The organism is Saccharolobus shibatae B12 (assembly GCF_019175345.1).
In the GTDB taxonomy this organism is placed as follows: Archaea; Thermoproteota; Thermoprotei_A; order Sulfolobales; family Sulfolobaceae; genus Saccharolobus; species Saccharolobus shibatae.
The window spans coordinates 1252824-1278581 of record NZ_CP077717.1; the positions used below are offsets into that span (position 1 = coordinate 1252824).

At 35.7% G+C, this 25758-nt stretch carries 29 protein-coding genes and 3 pseudogenes; 15 read left to right on the plus strand and 17 right to left on the minus strand.

Annotation, left to right across the window (positions count from 1 at the left end; genetic code table 11):
* Window positions 1-165: 165 nt before the first annotated feature.
* From J5U23_RS07000 to J5U23_RS07025, 7 genes are all read right to left on the minus strand, one after another.
* Window positions 166-1116, minus strand: a complete 951-nt coding sequence (locus J5U23_RS07000; RefSeq protein WP_218267352.1) for a coiled-coil domain-containing protein — start codon at window positions 1114-1116, stop codon at window positions 166-168.
* Between the two features lie 227 nt (window positions 1117-1343).
* A complete protein-coding gene (locus J5U23_RS07005) occupies window positions 1344-2573 on the minus strand; it encodes an RNA-guided endonuclease InsQ/TnpB family protein (protein WP_218267353.1) in 1230 nt (409 codons plus the stop codon).
* A gap of 536 nt (window positions 2574-3109) precedes the next feature.
* On the minus strand, window positions 3110-3307 hold the full coding sequence (locus tag J5U23_RS07010; protein WP_218267354.1) for a hypothetical protein: 198 nt from the start codon (window positions 3305-3307) through the stop codon (window positions 3110-3112).
* A gap of 92 nt (window positions 3308-3399) precedes the next feature.
* The gene (locus J5U23_RS15725; protein WP_244988831.1) at window positions 3400-3672 is read right to left on the minus strand and encodes a hypothetical protein; all 273 of its coding nucleotides are present in this window, start codon (window positions 3670-3672) and stop codon (window positions 3400-3402) included.
* Window positions 3673-3751: 79 nt separating this feature from the next.
* Window positions 3752-4807 (minus strand): ISH3 family transposase, encoded by a 1056-nt coding sequence (locus J5U23_RS07015; protein ID WP_218267355.1) that lies wholly within the window; start codon window positions 4805-4807, stop codon window positions 3752-3754.
* Window positions 4808-4900: 93 nt separating this feature from the next.
* A complete protein-coding gene (locus J5U23_RS07020; RefSeq protein WP_218267356.1) occupies window positions 4901-5125 on the minus strand; it encodes a hypothetical protein in 225 nt (74 codons plus the stop codon).
* Window positions 5106-5249 carry a hypothetical protein gene (locus J5U23_RS07025; protein ID WP_218267357.1) on the minus strand — a complete coding sequence of 48 codons (144 nt, stop codon included), beginning with the start codon at window positions 5247-5249 and terminating at the stop codon, window positions 5106-5108. The genes J5U23_RS07020 and J5U23_RS07025 overlap by 20 nt, the downstream gene beginning before the upstream one ends.
* A gap of 244 nt (window positions 5250-5493) precedes the next feature.
* Here J5U23_RS07025 and J5U23_RS16145 point away from each other — a divergent pair.
* Both J5U23_RS16145 and J5U23_RS15740 read left to right on the plus strand, forming a co-directional pair.
* Window positions 5494-6066: pseudogene (locus tag J5U23_RS16145) on the plus strand (IS1/IS1595 family N-terminal zinc-binding domain-containing protein).
* A 510-nt stretch (window positions 6067-6576) separates the two neighbouring features.
* Window positions 6577-6879 (plus strand): hypothetical protein, encoded by a 303-nt coding sequence (locus J5U23_RS15740; protein WP_244988832.1) that lies wholly within the window; start codon window positions 6577-6579, stop codon window positions 6877-6879.
* A 73-nt stretch (window positions 6880-6952) separates the two neighbouring features.
* Here J5U23_RS15740 and J5U23_RS15745 read toward each other — a convergent pair whose 3' ends face one another.
* Window positions 6953-7111 (minus strand): AAA family ATPase, encoded by a 159-nt coding sequence (locus tag J5U23_RS15745; RefSeq protein WP_244988833.1) that lies wholly within the window; start codon window positions 7109-7111, stop codon window positions 6953-6955.
* 247 nt (window positions 7112-7358) lie between these two features.
* Between J5U23_RS15745 and J5U23_RS07045 the strand changes: the two are divergent.
* From J5U23_RS07045 to J5U23_RS07055, 3 genes and pseudogenes are all read left to right on the plus strand, one after another.
* Window positions 7359-7588 (plus strand): annotated as a pseudogene (locus J5U23_RS07045) (ISH3 family transposase); the annotation flags it as partial.
* 204 nt (window positions 7589-7792) lie between these two features.
* Window positions 7793-8158, plus strand: coding sequence for a PaREP1 family protein (locus tag J5U23_RS07050; RefSeq protein WP_218267358.1), 366 nt, complete (start codon window positions 7793-7795; stop codon window positions 8156-8158).
* Entirely contained in the window at window positions 8121-8468 is a 348-nt protein-coding gene (locus J5U23_RS07055; RefSeq protein ID WP_244988834.1) for a PaREP1 family protein, read from the plus strand. The genes J5U23_RS07050 and J5U23_RS07055 overlap by 38 nt, the downstream gene beginning before the upstream one ends.
* 190 nt (window positions 8469-8658) lie before the next feature.
* Here J5U23_RS07055 and J5U23_RS15750 read toward each other — a convergent pair whose 3' ends face one another.
* Both J5U23_RS15750 and J5U23_RS07065 read right to left on the minus strand, forming a co-directional pair.
* Window positions 8659-8958, minus strand: coding sequence for a hypothetical protein (locus tag J5U23_RS15750; protein ID WP_244988835.1), 300 nt, complete (start codon window positions 8956-8958; stop codon window positions 8659-8661).
* A gap of 233 nt (window positions 8959-9191) precedes the next feature.
* Window positions 9192-9398, minus strand: a complete 207-nt coding sequence (locus J5U23_RS07065) for a hypothetical protein (protein WP_218267359.1) — start codon at window positions 9396-9398, stop codon at window positions 9192-9194.
* A 470-nt stretch (window positions 9399-9868) separates the two neighbouring features.
* Between J5U23_RS07065 and J5U23_RS16085 the strand changes: the two are divergent.
* Together J5U23_RS16085 and J5U23_RS07075 are read left to right on the plus strand one after the other, a co-directional pair.
* A pseudogene (locus J5U23_RS16085) lies at window positions 9869-10199 on the plus strand (PIG-L deacetylase family protein); the annotation flags it as partial.
* Between the two features lie 25 nt (window positions 10200-10224).
* The gene (locus J5U23_RS07075) at window positions 10225-10683 is read left to right on the plus strand and encodes a hypothetical protein (RefSeq protein WP_218267360.1); all 459 of its coding nucleotides are present in this window, start codon (window positions 10225-10227) and stop codon (window positions 10681-10683) included.
* A 13-nt stretch (window positions 10684-10696) separates the two neighbouring features.
* Here J5U23_RS07075 and J5U23_RS07080 read toward each other — a convergent pair whose 3' ends face one another.
* Window positions 10697-11926 carry an RNA-guided endonuclease InsQ/TnpB family protein gene (locus J5U23_RS07080; protein ID WP_218267361.1) on the minus strand — a complete coding sequence of 410 codons (1230 nt, stop codon included), beginning with the start codon at window positions 11924-11926 and terminating at the stop codon, window positions 10697-10699.
* Window positions 11927-12146: 220 nt separating this feature from the next.
* On the opposite strand from J5U23_RS07080, the gene J5U23_RS07085 reads away from it, so the two are divergent.
* Window positions 12147-13226: an AAA family ATPase gene (locus J5U23_RS07085; protein ID WP_218260115.1), complete on the plus strand. Its 1080-nt coding sequence runs from the start codon at window positions 12147-12149 to the stop codon at window positions 13224-13226.
* A gap of 421 nt (window positions 13227-13647) precedes the next feature.
* On the opposite strand, the gene J5U23_RS07090 is transcribed toward J5U23_RS07085, so the two are convergent.
* Complete coding sequence (locus tag J5U23_RS07090) at window positions 13648-14727, minus strand: transposase (protein ID WP_218267362.1); 1080 nt, start codon at window positions 14725-14727, stop codon at window positions 13648-13650.
* A 249-nt stretch (window positions 14728-14976) separates the two neighbouring features.
* On the opposite strand from J5U23_RS07090, the gene J5U23_RS07095 reads away from it, so the two are divergent.
* The gene (locus J5U23_RS07095; protein ID WP_218260243.1) at window positions 14977-15339 is read left to right on the plus strand and encodes an aspartyl protease family protein; all 363 of its coding nucleotides are present in this window, start codon (window positions 14977-14979) and stop codon (window positions 15337-15339) included.
* A 657-nt stretch (window positions 15340-15996) separates the two neighbouring features.
* Here J5U23_RS07095 and J5U23_RS07100 read toward each other — a convergent pair.
* A complete protein-coding gene (locus tag J5U23_RS07100) occupies window positions 15997-17226 on the minus strand; it encodes an RNA-guided endonuclease InsQ/TnpB family protein (protein ID WP_218267363.1) in 1230 nt (409 codons plus the stop codon).
* Between the two features lie 108 nt (window positions 17227-17334).
* On the opposite strand from J5U23_RS07100, the gene J5U23_RS07105 reads away from it, so the two are divergent.
* A complete protein-coding gene (locus J5U23_RS07105; RefSeq protein WP_218267364.1) occupies window positions 17335-17739 on the plus strand; it encodes a PD-(D/E)XK nuclease domain-containing protein in 405 nt (134 codons plus the stop codon).
* Window positions 17740-18304: 565 nt separating this feature from the next.
* Here J5U23_RS07105 and J5U23_RS07110 read toward each other — a convergent pair.
* The 4 genes from J5U23_RS07110 to J5U23_RS07125 all read right to left on the minus strand — a co-directional run bounded on the left by J5U23_RS07110 (window position 18305) and on the right by J5U23_RS07125 (window position 21082).
* Window positions 18305-18868 carry a hypothetical protein gene (locus tag J5U23_RS07110; RefSeq protein ID WP_218267365.1) on the minus strand — a complete coding sequence of 188 codons (564 nt, stop codon included), beginning with the start codon at window positions 18866-18868 and terminating at the stop codon, window positions 18305-18307.
* A 44-nt stretch (window positions 18869-18912) separates the two neighbouring features.
* Window positions 18913-19098 carry a hypothetical protein gene (locus J5U23_RS07115; protein ID WP_218267366.1) on the minus strand — a complete coding sequence of 62 codons (186 nt, stop codon included), beginning with the start codon at window positions 19096-19098 and terminating at the stop codon, window positions 18913-18915.
* An 81-nt stretch (window positions 19099-19179) separates the two neighbouring features.
* Window positions 19180-19425: a hypothetical protein gene (locus J5U23_RS07120; RefSeq protein WP_218267367.1), complete on the minus strand. Its 246-nt coding sequence runs from the start codon at window positions 19423-19425 to the stop codon at window positions 19180-19182.
* A gap of 247 nt (window positions 19426-19672) precedes the next feature.
* Window positions 19673-21082 carry an MATE family efflux transporter gene (locus J5U23_RS07125; protein WP_218267368.1) on the minus strand — a complete coding sequence of 470 codons (1410 nt, stop codon included), beginning with the start codon at window positions 21080-21082 and terminating at the stop codon, window positions 19673-19675.
* A gap of 313 nt (window positions 21083-21395) precedes the next feature.
* Here J5U23_RS07125 and J5U23_RS07130 point away from each other — a divergent pair, with 313 nt between their 5' ends.
* From J5U23_RS07130 to J5U23_RS07145, 5 genes are all read left to right on the plus strand, one after another.
* Window positions 21396-22301: a phosphoadenosine phosphosulfate reductase family protein gene (locus J5U23_RS07130; RefSeq protein ID WP_218267369.1), complete on the plus strand. Its 906-nt coding sequence runs from the start codon at window positions 21396-21398 to the stop codon at window positions 22299-22301.
* Between the two features lie 138 nt (window positions 22302-22439).
* Entirely contained in the window at window positions 22440-22739 is a 300-nt protein-coding gene (locus J5U23_RS15760; protein ID WP_244988837.1) for a hypothetical protein, read from the plus strand.
* Window positions 22726-23271, plus strand: a complete 546-nt coding sequence (locus tag J5U23_RS15765; RefSeq protein WP_244988838.1) for an FkbM family methyltransferase — start codon at window positions 22726-22728, stop codon at window positions 23269-23271. The genes J5U23_RS15760 and J5U23_RS15765 overlap by 14 nt, the downstream gene beginning before the upstream one ends.
* Window positions 23272-23586: 315 nt before the next feature.
* On the plus strand, window positions 23587-24243 hold the full coding sequence (locus tag J5U23_RS07140) for a PIG-L deacetylase family protein (RefSeq protein WP_218267370.1): 657 nt from the start codon (window positions 23587-23589) through the stop codon (window positions 24241-24243).
* A gap of 19 nt (window positions 24244-24262) precedes the next feature.
* Complete coding sequence (locus J5U23_RS07145) at window positions 24263-25735, plus strand: glycosyltransferase family 2 protein (RefSeq protein WP_218267371.1); 1473 nt, start codon at window positions 24263-24265, stop codon at window positions 25733-25735.
* The last annotated feature ends 23 nt before the right edge of the window (window positions 25736-25758 follow it).

A 25758-nucleotide genomic window follows, 5' to 3' on the forward strand; every position in this document is an offset into this window, starting at 1 on the left:
CTTTTCTTTTGAATAATTCTCCATAAACTTGTACATAGATTTATTGAATTAGTTGCACTCGGGACAGTCTCTTAACGTGAAAAAGGATTCAGCCCTGTTTACACTTGATTATGCAGTTTATTCCTCTTTTCTCGAGAAAAGTTTCTCAGAAGAGGAAAAGCTTAACTACTTGATTACGTGAGAAGCTATAATTTCTACCCCTTCCTCCTCAAGTTTCTTCTTCACCTTCTCATCCACAAAGTTCGCCACAACAAATACCTTTATCTTCTTATCCTTATACCTTGCAGAGAACAACTTTTTCCTAACAATAACTTGATCATAAGTCCCCTTATCCGCAAAATTCTTTATCTCAAACACATAAACATACTCATTAGTCTCATAAAAGTCCACCTCAAACACCTTACCCTTCTCTATTACCCCCTCATCATCAACCATCTTCCCATGAACAACCCTCTTAGGATCAACACCATGAAGCTCCAAAGCCTTCCTATAAAGCTTCAACATCACCCTCTCCAAACCCCTCCCAGCCCTATTAGTAAAACCACCCACCTCTATCGAAAGCTTCTTAACCTCCCTACCCAACCTAAGCACAGCCCTCTGCAACGCCTCAATAGCCTCACCTTGTTTCTTAACTTCCTCTTGAAGTGAAGCTACAGTCTCTTGCAAAGACTGAATAGCCTCACCTTGCTTCTTGACTGCCTCTTGAAGTGCTTGAATTGCCTCAGTATGCTTATCTACAGTCTCTTGCAAGGATTGAGTAGTTTGTTGGAGCGCTTGAATTGCCTCAGTATGCTTATCTACAGTCTCTTGCAAAGACTGAATTATTTCCCCTTGCTTCCTTACACTCTCTTGAAGTGAAGCTATAGCCTCACCTTGTTTCTTAACTTCCTCTTGAAGTGAAGCTACAGTCTCTTGCAAGGATTGAGTAGTTTGTTGGAGCGCTTGAATAGCCTCAGTGTGTTTTTTAATCTCCTCTTGTAGAGCCTTTATACTCTCGCTGTTTTCTTCTAATTTCTTTATCACAATTTCGTCCTTAAGCTTACCGTAAATTTTCTCAGCCAATACTGAAAGCAGCTGAGGATTATTAAGTATTTCATCAATAATTTTTTCACTCATATCTGATTACTTTAAAATTTGAGGATTATAAACCATTCGGAGCAATCTGAAAATTCTCTGCCAGACTTTATAGAACACAGCACGCTTCTTAAGGTCTCATACTAGCTTAGAGAAAGTTCAGCCTTTGTCGCAACCAGTAGTGACTTTTCACTACTACTAATCACTCAGCCTCCTCACTCCTCCTCCTTCCCCATGTCTAGGTCTAAGGTATATAAATATGTTGTGAGCTACTCCCTCCTGAAGGAGGAAGCTTCCTGCTTCACAACCCCACCTTGCCAGTACTCTCGTACTGGCAGAGGGTGAAGCTCCACAGGCACTAAGGGCAGCTCCCACCCCGACCTACGTAAGATATTTAGAGAAGCATTATAGTCACGGTCAGCTATCCAACCGCACTTAGGACAAGTAAAGACACGGTCAGCTAAAGTTAGATCTTCCTTCACATATCCGCATTTAGCACACGTCCTTGACGTGTTTGACGGATTAACTAACACCAATTTCTTTCCATACTTCCCTATCTGATATTTGATTATATCCCTTAGCTCACCGAACGATACGTCATGTAACCTCATCCTAAGCTTTCTGAGAGACTTACCAACCAGTTGTTTAACATTAATATCCTCCATTACCACAACATCGTAATTCATCGATAGGTACTTCCCTATCTTCATGTACATATCCCTCTTCAAATTAGCAAGATGTTCATATGCCTTAGCTAACTTAACCTTGGCTTTAAACCAATTCTTGGAAAGGAACTCCTTCCTAGACAATTCCTTGTGCAAATGCTTAATCTTACGGAGTGCCTTCTCGTAGAACTTGAAGTTGGGTAAATATTCGCCATGTGAAGTTGTTAGAAGCTTTCCAACACCAACATCTATTGCCACTACCTTGCTTGTTTCCGGGACTTGCTGGAACACATAGTCTTCCACTACAAATGATATGTATACTCTTTCAGACTTCGTTAGCTTAACTACCACCCTCTTCACCTTGTCCAAGGGAAAGTCTCTATGGACAATGACCTTGAAGGTGCCTAAGTGGGACAAACTTAGCACAAGCAGTTTCTTTTTATTCTTTCTACTTCCAGTCCTTATTTCTCTAACGGATAGTATTTTCCAACCACTTTGAGGATAGACAAGAGAATACCACTTGTGGATTTTCTTTTCCTTAGGAAAACGTGCTAATTCTTGGAAGAACCTCTGTCTTGCTTCATAAAAACGATTTGCTATTTCTTGTACCACTTGTGAATGGAGTTGTTTGTACTCCTTGTCTTGTTTTCTCAAGTCTAGGGCTAATTGTCTTAACTCCGTTTGTGTTAGACCTTTTCCATCTCTTTGGTAGAAGTAGATGTCTGCCCATCGTAACGTGTTGTATATCTCACATGCTAACTTCAACCGGGCTTTTAACGCCCTCAAGGTTTGCTTGTCAGTGAAGGCACGAAAACGAAACGTTACGATGGACATTGAAAAAAGTTAACATTTCGCGTTAAAAAACTTAACTACAAAGGGGACTATCCATCTCCACCTTAAAAGGTGAGGTTTTCCGTCCCCTTTGAACCCCTTATTTTTATAAAATTTGATCAAAAGATTTATTACTGAACACTTTTTTGTAAAGCTATGAAGATTCCACTTAAATAAAAGTGTAATACTAAGAAATAATCTGGTGGTGTTGAAAATTACTTGTTCTAAACCGTAATTTATTAGAGTTTTTGTAGTAGATATTATCCGCGTTGATAGGATAGGTAAAGTAATCCTAACAATTTTTCACTAAACGGTAATAGGCTCCATATTATTAAAAAATAAGAAATAACATACGAAAGTAGTCCCCAGTTCCTCCCCACCGAATATCTTGAAATTAACATATAAAAAATCCAAAATGTTTATTACACAGTAGATTCAGTGTAATCGGAAAAGTAACGTTAATGATTTAAAGATTTTTGACGCGACGTTAATAATTAAGGTCACATAAATCTAAAGAGAAGATATTTAAAAAAACTCGCTCACAAATACTTTATATTAATTATCGGCTTCTTAAACTCGATTAAGGTTATGCCATCGAAATCACTATCAAAGCTTAATATGAATTGTGTTTTCAACTTGTCCATTAAGGATAGAGTGGTACAATCGGTAAAGCTAAGCTTTTTATCATATTTAATTAGATAATTTAAACCATCAGTAAATGTTTTGAGATCTATCATATATAACGTAAGTTCTCCATTATCTATTTTGCTTAAGATTGTTTTAGCAACATTTATTGTGTAATTTCTATTTACGTGATATGTTAGGAAAGTTAATAATTCGCCAAGTATCTGACTTGCTCCCCGCCCTGGAAGGGACGAGGGTTCCCTCCCAGAGGGTTCATCGTTCCCACCATTGATTCGGGTTTACATCTCTCATTTGGTGGGCAGTCGAGTGGATCAGAGATCCACTCCCATTTGGAAAGTGGGGATCCATCATCCACACTGTCTGGATCCCGTGAAATAGAAAATGGAGATGATAGTTGCTCCTCCCTCAGTCTCATTAAACCCTCGATCGAGCTGGAGAGGAGGATCATTAACGCCACTAAGAAAAATTCCACCAAAGAGGTATTTAAACTTTATAAGGGGGCTATCCATCCCCGCCTCAGAGCGGTAGACCCAAAATCACCTCCTTAAAAATAAATCTATAGTATTAATAAGTGTTTTTAACAAATTAACTAGAGAATTTTCCAAATTTAGTAAATCTTCAGGGAACAAGAGGACAAGTAGTGATCTGAACTCTTCCCTTCCCACCACACTCTTAAATACGGTGTACAAGGAGTAAAAGGCCATCAATACGAAGATCAACATGCGGAAGACGAACTTAGCGGAACTAGTGAAGGGAAGGAAAGCCTTGATGTTCCTGTAAGAGGTCTCTATGGGACTCCTTACCTTATTATACAACTTCAACACCTCCTTCTTCGGTAGGTCAAGATTAGTCGCCCTAGCGAAGTAAACAACCTTCTCCTTTTTCCTCTTGATTTTCTCCCTGCGATACACGATCAGCCTGAACTTAACCTGCTCGTCCTTCTTATGCCTCTTACTATTTGTCATGTACTCCCCATCAAACTCCTCATAGACCTTCACGTCCCCAACGGGGACACCAATTATATAATTGAACTGCGAAATGAAGTTGAGCACATCAACTGTGTAGAAACCCGCATCAAGAACTATTAACCTTATCTTGAATCCCATTGCAACAACTTGCTCCACGAGGATCTTCACGATATCATCCTTGGTCATCCCGTTCACATGTGTGACGAAAGCCAGTAGGAGTACTTTCCCATCATGTTTAGTCGTCACAGTGGCGTAGTTCCATGAGTTTCCCTTTTCCGAGCTTCCGAGTCCTTCCACCGGTTTCCCGTACCAAGTTTTGGTGGTCCAGTCTATTGAAATGTCTATTTCCTTCTCTCCCTTTAGCGTCTCCAAGGATATTTTCCTCACTTGTTCCAAGAGTTTCTCAACTACTTCTACACCTTGCTCCTCCGCGTAGTTCCTCACGGTTTGTGGTGATACGTTGTATGCGCTTGACTTGTTTTCTATGGAGTCGTTCCATAAACACGCGGAGACTAGCGTTTTTTCTACGTTCTCTGCCTTTTTCCCTTGGAAGTCTAACATGGAAAGTAATTTATATCCTATTTGTTGAATGTTATTTTGGTGGGGAAGACAAGGTGTTATCACCTTGGTTCACCTCGTGATAATACCGTCTTCCTCACCTTAAGCTTTTCTTCAATTTGTTGAACTCTTAATATAGTTATAAATTCCATTTATTTTCTATAAAATTAATAGTACCTTACCGGAATTATTTTTGTAAAATGATTTTGGGTCTACCGAGAGAGGCGAGGCTTTCCGCCCCCTTAACTCCCATTTTTTGTAATCTGTTACAACTGATTCAAACTCCTCAACCTTTTTAGAAAGTGATAAAGCCTCACTATGATGTTTGCCACTCTTATTTAAGTACGCTATAAAATATGAAGTGTCAAGAATTAACTTTTCCATAAACTACCTCATCCACTTTTTCTGAAGAATAATCCATTTCTATGATTAAGTCATTAAAGTCTTCCATTTTTAACCCCTTTTTAACCTTTCTTTTGCTTTCATAGAAGTCTATTAGGAGCTCCATTACATCATTTAAGCTAACCTCTTCACCTTTCTCAGCTTGAATTTCACCCGCTAGCTTAATTAGCTTCCTTTTTACTTCATCAGTAACCTTTATTGTAGTATAAGCATATGTATACTTTGTATACTATGTTAAAAAGCTTTACGAAACGAATATGATTTTCTGACGTTGTTACAAAGTTTGAAAGCCATAGCCATAGCCATAGCGTCGCCATTATGTTATTATACTTGTATTATGAGTATTACTTATGGGCAGGAAGCTTGTTATTAGACTATTTCTTGTCCCTCTTGTGGTAGTCATCACGTTGTTAAGTGTGGTTAGGTAGACAGCCTTACTAATGTAGGGATTGTGGTAAGCGTTTCTTGAGTGATATTTCTAGGCATCATTATCATAAAAAGCTTAGGGATAAGGGCTTTGTTTTGAATGTTCACTTGGATTAAGCGTTATGGTAAGCAGAGGTACAGGAAGCTTGTGGGAGAAGGCTAAGGATTTAGTTAATGTTATTACTAAGGTTGTTGATATTGACTTAATTGTATAAGTGGATTTTCAATTACGTGTATACAAAGCCTTGGAGGTTTACCTAATTTACTCCGTTATAGGGATGAGAATGAGATCAAAAAGTACTTCCCATATAGATGGGCCAGTGATGACTACAACAAGTTGGAGAATCGCACGGTTGTCTCACCGCCTCAACGAGTCACTGAGGGATAGGCTTGTTAAGAGGTCTACAAAGGCTGTTAACAGAAGCGTAAACGTGATTAAGTACTCTATAGCTTTAATCTTATGGGAGAGAAAATTAATCCCAGAATTTATAACATAGTGACGACACTATCATCTATATAGAACGCCACACTCAGTCCCTTAAAGAAAGATGCTAAATGCCCCTCAGCTACGCAGCGTTGGGGAGGAGCGTCATTAACATAACTAAGATATACTAAAAATAAAGAAGTATTTTTAAATATAAAAAAATGATTGACGGAGTTATTTCATACTTAATAGTGTCTACACTTTCCAATATATTATTCACAATGGAAAACGTGAGTTTCCCTAATATTACTGTTTTTACGTTAATTCTTCCGGAAAGGTCCTTATAGTATATATTTCCATTCTATTCTCTACTCATAGATTAAGAATTTTTGAAAACGCTAGTGTTAAGGAGGGGAATGCTCAATGAGTTACTTCAGTTTTTTATCAAAGCTAGCGTTTAACCTTTATATCAATACTTGAATTTAAGGAAAATCAATGAGCTTAATCTCTAAGGAAATTGAAGCATCCAACAAACAAGGAGAGGAAAAAATAATAACTAAATCTAAGCAAAGTTTTAAGCGTAATGAGAGATGAGAAGATAAACATAGTGCTCAGAATTCTTTGGAAAGGAGGAGTTACGAGAGTTGCCGTTGAAGAAGCGAGAAATATGAAAAGCACATTAGTAGTTTACAGACATGCGGGAACACAATACGATTTGTCTAACGTTGATCTAAAAGTCCTTTTCGCCGGAGAACCGAAATGGATTTTCAAAGTATTAACATCTATTTCCGCAACTTTCTCTTTGTTTACGTATACTTCTAAGTTATACGGATCTTTTTTTCTTAAAATTAACCATGTTATTATCAAGAATTATTTCACTATCTGAAAGTGTAGAAAAAGCTGAAAGTATGTCACCCCTACTACTCATTGTATATGTAAATGAAGTACCAATGTCGGTATCATTCATATCTGATTGGAAAAGAGTTGATAAAAAATATCGCTTCAAGAAAGGAAGTTTTCCCAGTACCATTTTCCCCTACTACTATATTAACCTTTTTGAGCTCAATCTTCACTTCAAGTTCTCTGAAGCCATTGATGTCTACTTTTCTTATCACCATATTTATTAACTTTACGCTTATATTTAAAAACTATACCATAGCATCTCTAGGAGAATTCTGAAACCTTATGTCAATAAAGAAGAATTACGTTATAAGGCTCTCGTCATAAAACTATTCTATCTTTAAATACTAAGAGGATTAACACGGTTTTCCTGATATGACTTTTATTCATTTTATGTATCTAAACTGATCGATAGTTACTCGCCTTAAGGTGAATCGCTTTTACTATCGCTAGTTAAAGTTTATTTACCTTCCCTTCACTAGTTTTACTAAGTTCGTCTTCCGCATGTTGATCTTTGTTTTGATGGTTTTTACTCCTTGTACACTATATTTAAGGGTGTGGTGAGAAGGGAAGAGTTTAGATTATTGCTTATTCTTTTGTTTCTTAATGATTTATTCAATCTGGAAAATTCTCTATTTAAGTTAGAAGAAACATTTATTGATACTATAGATTTATTTTTAGGGATGCAATTTTAGATCTACAGTCTAGGATGAAGTGTTGTGCTATGACTTCGGTGAGGTCCAAGGACTAAAAGTGGATACAAATTCATGAAAATTAAATGAAGCCAAAACCCCTTTTTCTAAATAGTTTGTTTCATTTTTCCTATGTTTTTATCAAATTTGTAGCCCATAAATCTCAGCTGGTATATCTTTATATAGTACTTTGCGAAATAGTAACATATGTTAAGACCTTTAACGTCTGCTGAGGCTTATTTACAAGAGGCTGATGAGCTCTTAGAAAAGGGGGATATAGTACAAGCATCAGAGAAATACTACAAAGCAGTAGAAGAAGCAATAAAGATATTGGCCATAGAAAACAAGATTAGTACATTAGATGAGGCTAAGGCTAAGGGAAGTTGGGATTTAGAGACACTAAACAAGGCCGTTAATGAACTGGCAAAAATATACGGTGAAAGGATTATCATTGACTGGTCAGCTTCTGTAAGTTTAGTTACTACAAATTTAAACCCCGATTCAATAAGAGATATTGCAAAGTATGTGAAGGATCTTGTCAGCCTCTCCTCAACAAATAAGGGAATGGATTAGAGAAGCTGATGAGCTCTTAGAAAAGGGGGATATAGTACAAACATCAGAGAAATACTACAAAGCAGTAGAAGAAGCAATAAAGAGCCTCTCAAGAAGATCTAATCTAAGCGTCTTAAAAAGATTACGATATGGAAGATGGTCCTCTGAACTTCTATTTGATGCAGTGTATGAATTAGGAGTGAATGAAATTAAGGAGATCTGGTACATAGCTTGGGAGCTCCACATTGACGGATTTCACGAAATGAAGTTAACAGAGGAAAGATTAAGATTGGTAAAAGATAAAATTAAAAAAATTATAGATTATTTATAGAACATTGAAAGAATAGATATTGTATCTCTTATAAGAAATAATTTGGTGAAATAGAGGATAGTGTAGCTACTGAACTACTAATTATGCTACTAAAATTATTCAGCTAAAAAGTAAATGCTATCTCACGTTTTCCAGACGTAATTAGTCATATATAGCTTAATGGCGACACTGTCCCCATACTCTTTTTAATTTAACAATAATCATTTAATTTTCCTAAATAATCACTTACTCCTCTCCTCTCTGCTTCCTCTTTCAAATAATTAAAATCTAATTTGCTATGTTGTGCACAATATACTAATACAGCCTTTATTTTATCTTCGCTACTTTCCCAAAACTTCCACGCTTCTAGATACGTTAAAATTACCTCCTCTGGTGGGATAATATATATTTTATAGCCGTCTATATAAATCGACAGAGGCTGTTTCTTTAAAGAATATACAGTCCCAACAATGTCAATGCCCTTATCTGAGATCTCTCTTATTTTAGGCAAAAATATCCTAAGTCCTTTATCTGAGATCTCAGAAAGAACTAGCCTAACTATTTCAGCTCCTTGTCCCTCAACGATTATGTCAACATCCCCCGTCCTATATCCCCTCCCAGAATAGAATTCTGCTGCGAAACCACCTACTATTATTAATCTGCCTAAATTTCTCTGTTCTAAAAGCGTATTTAAGATCGCTAGAAATTTAAGAAATCGATCCGTCTCACTACCCTTTAATTCGCTTATTCTCGAATATAACTCCCTAAGCAGCCAGTCTTGTAATATATTACCTCACCTTCAAACTTAAGGCAGTCTAATTCCTCTAATAACATTATATTTTCCTCAGATAATTTAGCTAACCTCTTAAGTGCGTTATCCCCCATTTTATTTTTCCTATATCTAGGTCTCTCCTCTAATAGCCTTATTAACGTAATCCTATCCGAACTCATTATCAGATAATTTGATATTTCAAAATTATATAGCTTTATGATTGAGGAATATAAATTCATAGACGACTCTGGCTATTTGGGAAATGTAGGCCAATATTATGTTTTAGTCGCAGTTATAAGTGAAAATGAAAGAGATATTAATATAGCTTTTTCATAATAGGCACTACATGCTAACGCCTCTTATATAAAACATATTAATCAGATCTGCGTAATACAGATCTGACTGGGTGAGGCCTTTACGCCTCTTTGGCTCAAAGTTCGGCTGTCAGCTTGGCCCGCCTCCAAACCGGAAGTTGGGCTTGAAGCCCGAATAAAACATAAGGGTATATTTGGAGACCCATTCATCTGTATAACTAAACCATTAGATACTAATGAGTGAAGAGACGCACCATTTACATAAGTAATGGAGACTATACTCAATTTTAATGGAAAGGTTCCCTATACCGGAAGCTATTAAGAAAAAGACTGTATTCTTGAATCTTGAGGACTCTAAGGTTATTGAAAAGGAAGTTGAAAAAGCATTAGTCGAGTTTTTGCATGATGGAGACGTAGTCTTCTCCCCAATATCATTTGATAGTCACCCAGATCACGCCAAAAATAGGTAACAGAGAAGTTGTATCCAATGACTTACTTTTACTTAATATGGGGTTCTATGCAAACTAATTGGAGAGAGGTTAGGTTTGATATTAGAAAGTATAGGGAGCTCAAGATTAGGCTATAAATGAGTATAAAAGCAAAATTGGTGATCTCCAATTGTATAGATTCACTGGAGACTATGAGGTTTTTCGGATGAAAGTTTAAATTGCGGAATGCGAGGTCTTAATATATGGCAGATGATATAGTGTATAGGACTTTAGGGGAGTTATTAAGCAATTACGTTAAAACTTTACTAGAGAAGAGTGGTCAAGGAAAGAGGTTGAGTGAGCAGGAGTACTTGATTTTAATGAATTATTATAATAGTAAGAACATGGATTACGTATTTACAGAGTTGAGAAATATTAGGAACGAGTTGAGAGGAATTATGGAAATTATAGATAGGAAATCTAAAGAGGCCATGGATTACGCTGATAAGAGCAGAAAGGAGGCCATGGAGTATGCTGAGAAAAATAAGAAGGAGATAATAGATTACGTAGATAAGACTAAGAAAGAAATGTTGGATTATGTGGATAAGCGGTTTGAGTCAGTGGATAAGAGATTTGAGGCAATTGATAAGAGATTTGATGATCTAAACAAGAGAATTGACGATTTAAGGGAATTGATTTTAATGTTGGCTAAGAAGACATAACACTATATGTGAGCTACTCCCTCCTGAAGGAGGAAGCTTCCTGCTTCACAACTCCACCTTGCCAGTACGAGAGTACTGGTAGAGGGTGAAGCTCCACAGGCACTAAGGGCAGCTCCCACCCCGACCTACGTAAGATATTTAGAGAAGCATTATAGTCACGGTCAGCTATCCAACCGCACTTAGGACAAGTAAAGACACGGTCAGCTAAAGTCAGATCTTCCTTCACATATCCACATCTAGCACACGTCCTTGACGTGTTTGACGGATTAACTAACACAAATTTCTTTCCATACTTCCCTATCTGATATTTGATTATATCCCTTAGCTCACCAAACGATACGTCATGTAACCTCATCCTAAGCTTTCTGAGAGACTTACCAACCAGTTGTTTAACATTAATATCCTCCATTACCACAACATCGTAATTCATCGATAGATACTTCCCTATCTTCATGTACATATCCCTCTTCAAATTAGCAAGATGTTCATATGCCTTAGCTAACTTAACCTTGGCTTTAAACCAATTCTTGGAAAGGAACTCCTTCCTAGACAATTCCTTGTGCAAATGCTTAATCTTACGGAGTGCCTTCTCGTAAAACTTGAAGTTGGGTAAATATTCACCATCTGAAGTTGTTAGAAGCTTTCCAACACCAACATCTATTGCCACTACCTTGCTCGTTTCCGGGGCTTGCCGGAACACATGGTCTTCTACTACAAATGATATGTATACTCTTTCAGACTTCGTTAGCTTAACTACCACCCTCTTTACCTTGTCCAAGGGAAAGTCTCTATGGACAATGACCTTGAAGATGCCTAAGTGGGACAAACTTAGCACAAGCAGTTTCTTTTTATTCTTTCTACTTCCAGTCCTTATTTCTCTAACGGATAGTATTTTCCAACCACTTTGAGGATAGACAAGAGAATACCACTTGTGGATTTTCTTTTCCTTAGGAAAACGTGCTAATTCTTGGAAGAACCTCTGTCTTGCTTCATAAAAACGATTTGCTATTTCTTGTACCACTTGTGAATGGAGTTGTTTGTACTCCTTGTCTTGTTTTCTCAAGTCTAGGGCTAATTGTCTTAACTCTGTTTGTGTTAGACCTTTTCCATCTCTTTGGTAGAAGTAGATGTCTGCCCATCGTAACGTGTTGTATATCTCACATGCTAACTTCAACCGGGCTTTTAACGCCCTCAAGGTTTGCTCGTCAGTGTAAGCCCTAAAACGAAACGTTACGATGGACATTGAAAAAAGTTAACATTTCGCGTTAAAAAACTTAACTACAAAGGGGACTATCCATCTCCACCTTAAAAGGTGAGGTTTTCCGTCCCCTTTGAACCCCTTATTTTTATAACTCCTATTAGCGAAATAATACCATAAATAACACTGACTAAAACAAGATAAGGCTTAATCTAGTAAATAGGTTTTAAACTTCTGGGGGTAAAAGTAACTTCTGGGGGCAGAAGTGCTTTTCGATCCAGCACCAAAGGATAAAAGAGAGGACTTCTTTGATAGAGAAGAAGAAATAGAGGAACTTAAATTACTCTCATCTCCTATAACGTTAATTTTAGGTTTGAGAAGGACTGGAAAATCATCATTAATTAAAATAGCACTCAATGAATTAAATAGACCTTTCATCTACCTCGATATGAGGAAATTCGAAGAGAAAAGGAGTATTAATTATAGGGAGCTCTTGATAGAGATGGAAAGAGAGATAAATAAATTATCATCGAAATTCTCCCAACTTATAGAGTTCCTTAAGAGAATAGAAGGAGTAAGTATTATGGGTAATCAGATAAGATTTAAATGGCAGGGAAATGATAGACTTTCATTCACAAGTTTACTTGAAGCATTAAACGATTTCAATAAGGATTTAATATTCGTAATAGATGAAGCCCAAGAACTCATAAAACTAAGGGGAATAGATCTACTACCACCTTTAGCTTATGCATTTGATAATTTAAAAATCAAAATCGTACTAAGTGGTTCGGAGATGGGATTATTATATCGTTTCTTAAGAATTGAAGATCCTAGTTCTCCCCTCTTTGGGAGAGCTTTCTTAAAGATAGAGTTAAAACCATTTAGTAGAGAAGAGGCTATAGAGTTCTTAAAGAGAGGTTTCTCACAAATTAACATAAATTTCACGGAATATGACAAAGTTTATGAAGAAATAGGAGGAATTCCAGGATGGTTAACGTATTTCGGCTATACATATTCTCGAACTAGAGATTTAAGGAAAAGTCTAGATGAGACCTTCAGTTTTGCTAAACGCTTAATAATACATGAATTTGAGAACTTTTTAGCAGATAAGGGTGAGGCTAGAAAAAGGTACTTAAATATCATGAGAACTGTAAGTGTGAGTTGCTCATCTTGGAGTAAAATTAAGCGTGAATTGGAAGCGATGGAGGGAATTACCATAAGTGATTCCGTAATATATAATTACCTAAAACACTTACTCGATTCCTCATGGACAGTTAAAAACGATGACGTTTATTGTCCGTCAGAGCCGTTAATAAGAAAAACTTTCGAAACATTGAATTCTTAAAATTATTTCTGAAATTAATAATTGAACATCTAAAGAGGCTCTCATAAACTTTTTCGCAAAGGAGGCGCTACATGTTCCGCCTCTAACAAACCTACTGGGATAACGAGTCCAGCACATCACCCACATCAACGTCCTCAACATTAACGTCCTTCCCCCTAGCGGTAGACGCAAAACCTATTTTCAGAAATGATCCATTTCGAGATATCATAAAAATTAAGCAATTAAAGTTTATAACTGTCCCACAATTAGCTAAAATTTAAAGTAAAAATCTCACTAGATACTCCAATATTTATGTATTACTTAAGAAGAAGTACTATAATTCATATTATTCTCCTCATATTTTCTCGTAGATGTTGTGCGATTCATGTTTCCATTGCGAATTGTAATATTCTCTACGAATTAGGATAATTCAATGAAGAAATTATTGTGTATATTTCTGGTAAAGCGAGAAGAATAAGGGATACCGTAATATTATTACAGTGATGAGAAAACAAGTTAATAGATTATAGTTGTTAGCTATGGTTCGGGCGATCTGTAGTATCCTCCAAGGGGAGTGAAACTTACCGAACCTCCTCCTTTCCAAGAGAGAGTTGAAGGATTCGATCAAGTTGTTGGATTTGAGCCACTTCCAGAGCTTCTTGCTGGCTTTGAGGTAGCTCAGAAGCGTTGGGCAGGACTCGGGTCTGATCTCTCCGTTTTCAGCTGAGGAGATGATCGCGTTCAAGGCCTCCCTTTCCTCCTTAGTCTTGCATCGTTTGAGGTGGACCAAGCAGCCCTGCCTCGCCACATGAAGCTCAGCAAGGGAGATCACCCTGTCCAAGGCCTTAATCCCATCAGCTACTATAAGAATGAAGCTCGACTTCTTCCAGACCTCAACCAAGAGCCTCCAATAAGCCATGGCGTCCTCCTCTACGCTTAAGATTATGTCCAGAACGGCCCTCTTGCCTTCCTCTGTCACGTCAATCGCCGAGAGAATGACTCCCCTTCCCCCTTTGAGCTTCACGTACTTCCCGTCAACTATTATATACTTGAACTCACCGCTCGCTTCGATCTGAGGCATCCAGAGCTTGGCGTTCAACTTACCTCCCTTAACCGAATAGACTAACATCAGAGCCGCGAAGACCTTTCTCCCCTCCTTAAGCAGGGTCTCTTCAACCTTGGTCTTCACCCTTCCCTTATCCCCGTAAAGTACAAGTAGCTTCACCGAGATCCACTCCAACTCGTACTTAACCTCCCTCCCAACCATCACTGTACGAAAGCCCTTGAGGAACTTGCATCTCGCGTAACCCTTCCTCCTTATCTCCTTACCTCTTTGGTGCTTTGGGCTAGTCTTCTCAGCCTCCTCCAAGGCCATTCTCTCGATCTCCTTGACCGATTTGTTTAATAGTGCGTTTTCCGGAAGTATATTGGGGACTAGTGTGAGGTTTTGTCCGAGCTCCTTCACGGCCTCACTTAGTGGAGTACCGTAGAGGGCTTTCTCGTCGATAGTTATGAGTTCCATGATATTGCCTCACGCTCGTCCCTTATTAGTGTTACCGAAAATGTAGAATCAATTATTCTTATCTAGTTTTAGAGAAACAAATTGAAATCGCTATGGATCCGTGAATCGCCCAGGATGAGAGTGTGTGATCCCTTAAGAGGTGTGCCCGTGGAATTAGAAGCAACTAAAAGTAAGGAAAGATTACCACGGGTAAACACCATAATATTCTATGTCAAAGGTTTTTTAAATAATCATGCTAAAATTATGATTATGGGTTTAATTTACATTGATGGGATAGTGAAAAATGAGCTAGGAGAAAGTGAGAAAGTTAGATTCTTGATTGATTCTGGCGCTTATTATACTGTTTTAAAGAAGGAAGTATGGCAAAAATTGGGCCTAAAGGAGATTTCTCGCATATCATTAATCTTAGCTGATGGGACAACTATAGAAAGGGGAGTTTCTGAAGCCATAATAGAATTACCACCTCATGGTGAAAGACACTCACCAGTAATCTTAGGTGAGAGTGAGGATGAGAATTTATTAGGAGTGGTAACTCTCGAAATTTTTGGGTTAATCCTAGACCCCTTAAAGAGGGAGATAAGACAAGGGAGAATAATAATGAAAAAAGAATAAAACTTGGTTAGAATTCAACTTCCATAATTTATTGCTTAACATCTTAAATGTATAAATTTTAACAAATTAAACAAAAATTTCAGTTATTTATTATATTTAATTTTTTTCATGTTAGAATCCATATTCCTCATATGAATCCTTATGTGAGCTACCCCGCCCTACCGAGTCTACACTAAGAGACGCCTTTTATGCTGATATAGTTGAGTATCTAAAAGAGGAAAACATTGACAATATAACAATCCCAGAAACGGTGTTGCCTACTAATCAAAGGCCCGATTTAGTAAACTATATTTGTAGAAATAACCGATGCAGTCCATTTCTAATAATAGAATTTAAAAAGTCGAATTCTGGTAGAATTGGTAGAGCAATTTATCAAGCTTCAAGATATTCTAAAACTATAAATCCTAGATACACCATAACCATTTTCTTGGGTAGTTTTTTTATCGTACTGCACATAACTGACAATGTTAGTAATGAAAGTGTTTTTAAAATGATTTTATCATCTACAAACTTTACTACACCTAATAATTTTAAGAATCTTGCTCTAGATCTATCTAAGTGTAATGATTTCATAGATTGCTTCGGGGAATTCTATGAGAAGGCCATTTCAACTTTTGATCCTTTATCATATGAAAACCACCCTAGATCTGAAGTGAGCTACTCCCTCCTGAAGGAGGAAGCTTCCTGCTTCACAACCCCACCTTGCCAGTACTGAAGTACTGGTAGAGGGTGAAGCTCCACAGGCACTAAGGGTAGCTCCCACCCCGACCTACGCAAGATATTTAAAGAAGCATTATAGTCACGGTCAGCTACCCAACCGCACTTAGGACAAGTAAAGATACGGTCAGCTAAAGTCAGATCTTCCTTCACATATCCACATCTAGCACACGTCCTTGACGTGTTTAACGGATTAACTAACACAAATTTCTTTCCATACTTCCCTATCTGATATTTGATTATATCCCTTAGCTCACCAAACGATACGTCATGTAACCTCATCCTAAGCTTTCTGAGAGACTTACCAACCAGTTGTTTAACATTAATATCCTCCATTACCACAACATCGTAATTCATCGATAGGTACTTCCCTATCTTCATGTACAAATCCCTCTTCAAATTAGCAAGATGTTCATATGCCTTAGCTAACTTAACCTTGGCTTTAAACCAATTCTTGGAAAGGAACTCCTTCCTACACAATTCCTTGTGCAAATGCTTAATCTTACGGAGTGCCTTCTCGTAAAACTTGAAGTTGGGTAAATATTCACCATCTGAAGTTGTTAGAAGCTTTCCAACACCAACATCTATTGCCACTACCTTGCTCGTTTCCGGGGCTTGCCGGAACACATGGTCTTCTACTACAAATGATATGTATACTCTTTCAGACTTCGTTAGCTTAACTACCACCCTCTTTACCTTGTCCAAGGGAAAGTCTCTATGGACAATGACCTTGAAGATGCCTAAGTGGGACAAACTTAGCACAAGCAGTTTCTTTTTATTCTTTCTACTTCCAGTCCTTATTTCTCTAACGGATAGTATTTTCCAACCACTTTGAGGATAGACAAGAGAATACCACTTGTGGATTTTCTTTTCCTTAGGAAAACGTGCTAATTCTTGGAAGAACCTCTGTCTTGCTTCATAAAAACGATTTGCTATTTCTTGTACCACTTGTGAATGGAGTTGTTTGTACTCCTTGTCTTGTTTTCTCAAGTCTAGGGCTAATTGTCTTAACTCTGTTTGTGTTAGACCTTTTCCATCTCTTTGGTAGAAGTAGATGTCTGCCCATCGTAACGTGTTGTATATCTCACATGCTAACTTCAACCGGGCTTTTAACGCCCTCAAGGTTTGCTTGTCAGTGAAGGCACGAAAACGAAACGTTACGATGGACATTGAAAAAAGTTAACATTTCGCGTTAAAAAACTTAACTACAAAGGGGACTATCCATCTCCACCTTAAAAGGTGAGGTTTTCCGTCCCCTTTGAACCCCTTATTTTTATAATGAATAAGATATTTCAATCACCTACTTACGAGAAATTTTTACGATCGGAATTTTTCAGAGTCCTAGCAAAAAACGGTTACGCAGTAGAATCAGAATATCCGATCAATTACGGGAATATATCGCTAAGGGCAGACCTAGTAGTGCTAGAAGAGCAGAGTACGCCACACCTAGTACTGGAATTTAAATCGCAATATGACCCGTCTGCAATTACACAAGTTAGAACATATAAACAGCTCTTAAACCCCCATTTTTACGGTGTAGTTTACGGTAAACAAAATTATGTAAAAGTTGAATTATTTGATCGATACAATAACATGATCTCAAGTAACTATATAAAAATGGGAAACCCTTACTTGAATGACGATGAAGTGATAAGGGCTATTGGATCACAAATACTACCGTGAAAAGATATCCATAGAGGAATTAAGGATTGATGTAAAATTTTACAAAAATTTGTGAATGTACAACTGGCTTTTACTAAAAAGAGATAAGGCCTTACATTTAGACTTATAAAGGCCTATGACATTATTAGAATTTTCTTAGCTGACTACAATTTTCTAAAAAAGTTACCCGTTCAACATAGTTACATTGTTATTTATGAGTAATTCCTCTTATTCGTGATAAGAGAATCATAGTGTTATCGCTGAGCTACAGATTAATTAAGTTAATTATTCTTCATAAGGAGAAGGCGTTAAGTTGATATACATTTAGAATATAGAGAATTTATAACTTAACTGCTAAATATGTCCACATTCGGCTTTACTGAGGGCGATTCACGGCTCCATTGCGAATTGTAATTTATGAGCAATATAAATATAAAAGTGTTAACATGATTCTTAGTGTTGTCATTGAGCTATTATATTTCTACCTTAGAAAAGGTATACAAAACGTTATTTTGCATCTACTATATGTAGAGATTTCCCTTGTTTAATAAATTTATATACTAACGACAACACTATGACCACACTCTCATAATACATGAATATTCAGTAAATTCAGTAGGTGAAGAATGGAAAAAGCCAAACTGATCTCGTAAAGCAGTCCTATAAACTCCCACTTCCTACCTATCAAATACCCTGAAACTACAGTTAATACGATTAGGGGAATTAAAATCAACCTAAACGGGAATAGCACTACGGGTGGTAAATACATCACAAACTTAGGCAATCTATAACCCTGAGCAAAATAAGCCAATGCGGAAGAAAGGGCTATGAATGAAAAGTAATCAGTTTTCAAGAAAATTATCCCTAAAATTACAGCCAGTGAAACCACAACAACGTTAAATCTATCCTTAAGCCTGTAACCGCTTAACGGTAGAAATGCATCCTTTGTTAAAGCAGACAAGAGTACTAAAAGAAGAAACTGCATAAATTTCCTATTGTACATTGAATAAGAGAAGTATAAGGCGGAAAGTAGAAAAGTCGAATAGATGAAGAAATAGTTATAGAGAAAAGCTAATAGAGTAAACGTAATAAACACACCCACAACCGCGAATAATATTATCTCACGCGTGTAGTTTATAATTCTCATCACCAATTTAGAAGACATCAAAACTAAAGAAGATATTATCGATCCGATTACGGGATAAATGGTGTAGAATCCGAGAGAAAAGCAATGAGGCTATAGCCAATAGAAGAGAGGAGATAAGTAAGCTCCTCCTCTCTATTCTCCATATTGGAAAGAGAAACAACAAGGGAGGGAAAATCGCCGAAAGCCAGCTTATCCCCGACGATAACGTAGATAGAATTATAATCTTCCTCCACCTTTTCACCACGTAAGGGAGAACAACGAAAGGTATCATATATAAACCGTAATGAACACCTTCCAAATAATTGCCGAGAGAACTATGGAAAGAACATTCCGAATTCTAAAGATAGAATAATTGAAGGGATCGTGTAGTTATGAAGCAGAGGCAGAAGTAGAGAGATTAGGGATAGGTAATACTCCTTTCTCACGGTAAACCTATTCTGTATTACAGAAGATATTACACCAAACACCAAATAAAAATAAGCTATTAATGCAAAATTAGGTTCCAACGCTGAAAGGATAAGAAGAACAATACCGAAAATTACACTCACCTTGTAGTCCAAAAGAAGGGAGATTAATAATAAGATGAATATGATGTAATCCGTTGCGAAAGGTAAAAACGCTAAACGAGAAGAAAAGTGAAAAGATCACCTTGTTATATTTGACGGAAAGTAAGGCTAAGGGTAAGTGATTTGTGGGTTACTTCAATTTTTATCTAAAGCTAATATGGAACTTACTTTTAAATCAACGCATGATTTTGAATTTAAGAGAAATTAACATCTAAGGAAATCGAAGTATCCAACAAAGTATCTAGCTTATAATTCTTAAAATAGTTGCTATAAACCTTAAGCCACGCGGTAAGAAGCCTTCTATGATTCTAATCTCGTCCTCACTAATTATCTTAAATAATTTGAAGATAGAAATAATAACGAGTACTAATAGGAAATCCATAAAAACTGGGTCAACAATTATCTCATAAGCGCCGATAAGTGGAGTAATTGAAAGGAGGATAAGTTCTTTCTTAGCCGGGATGAAAACTGAGGTCCTAATTGCATAAAACAGAACAAAGAGAGAAGAAATAGTGGCTACGATAATCTGAGATATAGCCCCTCCCATTATCCCTATCCTAGGAATCAACAAATAGGAAGTGAGCACTACTAGGCTACCGTTTAAAACTGAGAGGACAAGAAAAGGTCTCAAATCCTTCTTAGCCGCAATAATGAAATTAGTTAAGGAACTTATGGAAAAGGGAAGAGTAGATGAGATTAAAAGTATTATAAATACTTCAAGTCCTGCTCTATATGCCGGAAAGAAACGATTAATTACAATCTCACCTATTGGAATAGAGATTATTACAGCTAGAAAAGTTAAGAGCGATAGAAGTCTAAAGGAAAGAGAAGACATCCTCTTTTCATCTTTTCCCAAAGCTTTATAAAAAGATGCTGTTGGTAGAAGAACGTTTCCTAAAGCTCCTAAAATCATCGAAGGTACTCCGGCTACTAATGCAGAAAATTGGTAAATACCTAAATAATAAGAACCTAACAAGTAAGCTGTAGTTACTCTATCTCCTTGAGAAGAAAAGAAGCTAGATAAAGAAGAGAGATAAAGAGGTAGACCTTCCCTGAAGTGCTTAAAGAGGAAGGCAAAGTCTAGAGAAGGAAAGACTAATCCGACTTTTCTGCTCAGAAATACATAATTCATAGAGACTGAAAGGAGCCCTCCCAAAGTCCAGATCTCTATGAAGAGATAGATATTATGTAAGAGGACGGCTATTATCGATATCCCCCATCTTATGATTAGAAAGAGATTTCCTGTTATTGCCGACTCAGTGAACATGTCCATTCCTATCATTATTGCCGTCAATACGTTACTAAGAAGATAAAGGAAGAGATAAGGTATTGTTAACTTAACGTAGTTTAGGAAGATGAGAAGAATGAGGAAAAATGGAATAGCCAGAAAGGGAAATGAGAGAAATTTTCCTATTATGCTCTTATTTACTTCTTTTCTTGCGTAAAGGTATGATATTTCCCTTGTTATTATTGCACCAGGAATGAAGTAAAAGAAGGCCGACGTAACTACTTCGAGGAGTTGGATTATTGCAACTTTTCCGAAGAATGCAGGGTTAGAAATTTTAGCAGTAATAATGAAGAATATTAAAGCAACTATGACATTAGTAGTAGTCACGCTGAGGCTCTTTAACGCGTTCTTTATTGGATTCATTCAGTTTAGGTCTTCAGAAGTAAAATATTAAAGCTTTTTCTTCACTTAGTTGACTAGACTGTTGCGTTTCATATATTTAATTTAGTATAAATATTATAAAATTAGATATTTTCATGAAATAATTCTTAGTGTCGTCATTGAGCTATTTATATTTCTATATTAGAATAGGGCATACAAAACGTTATTTTGCACCTACTATTTGTAGAGATTTCCCTTGTTTAATAAATTTATATACTAATTTATATACTAATGACGGCACAATGAAATAATTTGTGGAAAAGCTTAAATTAATAAGTTTATGAGTTATATGTAAATGTCAAGCATAACCCTACGAGGAAAACTAGCAGAGCAACTATATGAAATTGCTTCTTCTACTGGACTAACTCCTGAAAGTTACATTACGTCGCTACTGCAAGGTAAAAGTAAAAAAAGAGTAGAATACTTACCCCTTGATTATAAGGCAAAGATTGCAGAACTAGTTATTGAAGCGGCATATAACACTTTCAAGAAAGTTGTAGTAGTTTGGAGCGGAGGAAAAGATAGTACCTTATCCTTATATTTTGCTAAGAAAGTCGCAGAGAGGTTAGGTAAGCAATTAGAGGCAATAATAATTGACCATTATATGCATTTTGATGAAACATGGAGTTTCGTTGAAGAAGTAAAGAAGGCTTGGAACGTTAAGCTGATAGTCAAAGGTAATGAGAAGCTAAAAGGGCATAAATACGGAGAGATTATAAAAGTACCAGAACTATCAGAAAAGGATAGGAAAGAGTTAGAGACTATAGGCTATTTTAAGGACTCTTTCCCTTACGCATTAAACAACATTGCTGCAAATCACCTCTTAAAGACTGTTCCGCTTAAAGAGGCAATCAATGAGTATAGTATAGACGCCTTAATAGTCGGAGATAGGTGGGATGAAAACCCGGCTCGTTCAGTGGAAACTTTCTTCTCAATTAGAGAAGATCCAAAACACTTTAGAGTACACCCAATTTTGCTCTTTACCGAGAGAGATGTGTGGAACTTCACACTCTCAAATAAATTACCTATTCATCCCCTTTATTATAGAGGCTTCAGAAGCATTGATGATAAATATGAAACAAAACCTACCGGTGATAAGCCGGCATGGGAACAAGATCTAGAGAACACGCCAGAAAGAGCTGGCAGAGCACAAGATAAAGAGAACATAATGGAGATACTAAGGAGACATGGGTATATGTAATGAGATTATTGCATTTAAAAGAACTTAAAAATATTGGAAAATTGAATAATTTTTTAGATAATACCTATTCTGCAATATTGCAATATTTAGAAGGGAGGAGAATACTAAGTTTAAAAATAGTAAGGATATTCAATAAAGGTGAGCAGGAGATTTTTTGAACAGCTAGTTTACTCTATCTTGAGAGATAGGATATCGCAAATAGAAATTTTAGATGGTCATATGCTAATAAATAAAGAAATTAGAATGTTTAGCTGTACAGATGAACCTTATTTCGATGATAATTTACTTTTAGCATTAGATATTTCTGAGAGAGCAAAGAAGTTAGGTTGGAAATTTGAAAATGGATTATGGATAAACGGAAAAGTAAAATTTCTTATAATGCTAGGATTAATAATAGAAACATTTAATTATAATATATATTATATTGGATGGAATTAAAGATAGAAATGTGGTAGATATTGGTGGAAGTATAGGAGATGCTGCAATATATTATAATAAAATAAATGGAGCAAGAAATGTTATAAGTTTGGAACCATTAAAGTTACCCTATAATCTGGCAAAAAGACATTTAGAGTTAAATAATGTAGGTCATGTTAATTTTATAAGGGGAGTACTAGTAATAGATAAGAAAGAAAGTGTAAAAGTCCCTAGTTGTTACATGCTTTATGAGTCAGGAACTTTTTCTTTAGTTAAACAAGAATATAAAGGAGAGGAAGAGGTTACTACATTTACATTGCCTGAAATACTCCCTGACGATCCGTATATCTTAAAAATGGATTGCAAGGGTTGTGAATATAACATTGTATTAAAAGATTATAATACTTTTAAAAAATTTGAAATTATAAACTTAGAATATCATGAGAAAGAAACTGGAATTTCACATAAGGTATTAATAAATAAATTGAAGGACGATTATGAGGTAAAAGTATATTACGGACCTGTGAAGAACAAGGAAAGTATTATGGTATGATACTAGCTAGAAGAGAATATTAATATGAGTCTTATAATAATCTTTGAATTTCTACCAAATTAATATAATTCTAATATTTGATTTGTAATAAATAATAAGGTTAAAATTAATATGAAAGGAAATCGTTTAGAATTTCATAATAATTTTATCCATTATCTCTATTTATTTCATAGCGAAATAAATAATAGATTAATACAAAGATTTTATTACTTATAATTGATTTATGCTAAAATATTAATTAGCTTTAGATGAACTATATTAGTCAATGTTCAGAATAAACAATAAAAATATAAGGTTAAAAAGAAAGACTATGCTGTGATACTTATAATAGCTCCTCATCCTGATGACGATATAATATGTTGTGGTGGTATAATTTCTCGCAATGCTTATAATGTGAAAGTAATATATATAACTGACGGTAGCAAAGGCTCACCAAGACATGAAGAATGGGGAAAAGAATTAGCTCTAAGAAGAATGAGAGAAGCTTATAATGCATTAAGTAAGCTAGGAATAAAAAATAAAGATAATATTATATTTCTTGGAAATGAAGATGGTTCTGTTAGCAGGAATTTTAATAAAATACGCAACCAATTATTGAATTTATTACAAGAAAGTAGAATAACTGAGATTTACTTTCCTTCTCCTTTCGATATCCATCCAGATCATTCTGCTATAGGGAAAATTGTTCTTTCCACGATTAAAGAAATGAGCGAGAGGAGGATGAGTTTATATATGTATACTATACATAGACATTCAATAGTCGATGTTAGAAATTTACCAACAGTACTTCGTAGCTTATTTCTTCAGTTAAAAATAATGCTAAACTGGAAATATGTATGTTTAAAAGTTGACAATCCTAGGCTTAAGGTAGAGGCGCTAGAATTTCACGAAAGCCAGGTATGGTATATGAGTAAAAAAGTGAAAGAACTTACAGCTAAGGATTATGAATGCTTTTATTTTAAGCGCATATAGTATAAAAGGTGAAAAAAGCATGACAGATAACAATGATATAATTATATCAACAGTAGTGTTAAACTGGAATAGATCAGATTTACTAAAAATTACGATATCAAGTTATTTGAATACTGTTAACGTGCCGTATGAACTAATAATTGTGGATAACGGTTCGACGGACGATTCAAGAAAAGTACTAGAAGAACTAAAAAATAGATTCAGTAATAAGATTAATAAAATCATATTTTTGGATAAAAACATAGGAGGAGAGGCAATAAATTTAGGCTTAAGCGAAGCTAAGGGTAAATTATTGCATATAGGTGAAAATGATATTGAATATTTGCCTGGCTGGTCAGAAAAAGTTGTTAAATTATTTAGTATATTCAACGAATTAGGTCAATTATCACTTTTCTCACCAGTTCCTACTGATGAAGAAGTTTGGGTTCCTCATCCAATTAAAAGAATATTATATAAAGAGGGAGAAATTATATACGAAGCGTTAGGTAACGTAGGTACTACAAGTATTATTAGGAAAGAAATATGGGATAAGGGAGTACGAATCCATAATATAAAAACCAATGAATTTCTCTTTCCAGATGATGTAAGATTATCTGAGGATATATTAAGGCTAGGCTATGTAGTGGCATGGGCACCATATTATCTAGTTAGAAACTTGGGTCATTCATATAATGAGATCTTGAAGAGAGTAGAATATTACAGGGAAAATTACGAGTCTAAAAAAGGGTTAGGATATCAAGGATTGCTGAAAAGAATTGACTATTATGAAAAGAAAGTTAAACCTCCACGAAAAAGTATTTTACACATTAATTCTGTTATCCAACCAGAATTGTCTAATATTTTCAAACCTATATTTACTGAAGAAGGGAAAATATTAGATAGTCAGGCATGGAGTTGCACAGATGCAATAACACCAGAAATTGAGAATTTAGAATTAATATATTCACTTTTGCGAGCGTTTAAACCAGCTACGTGTATGGTACTATCATGGGCTAAGGATTTTACGATAGATATTATTAAGCAAGCACTAGAAAATAATAATTTTGGTAACTTAATAATTTTATCTGATACAGTTCCCAGTAAGTCGGATGAAAGTCCTATAACACAGATACAAAAATATGAAGAAATAGCAAATATAAATCAGCCTATAGACTGTTTTATATTTAATTCATATTTAACAGATAAATTGAATATTTCCAAACAATTTCTGAATAAACTATCTTCAAGATCTCTAATAGTTGTTACTGGCAACTATGAGGATATTCAAAAACTTGTAGAAATATGGAACTTTCTAAGTAAAAATTTTAATTGTTCTTTTGTATCGTCCGCAAGAGGTCTCTTAATTTGTACTTCTAAAATTGAAAACCAAATTAAATATTATGAATCAAAGAGAATACCTAAAGATTTGATACAATATATCCATAAGAACAGACTCTTTAATGGAATAGTAAAAATTTATTTTAGAATAAAAAATTTAATTTATAATTATTAGTTCTAAATTGCAACATATGATAC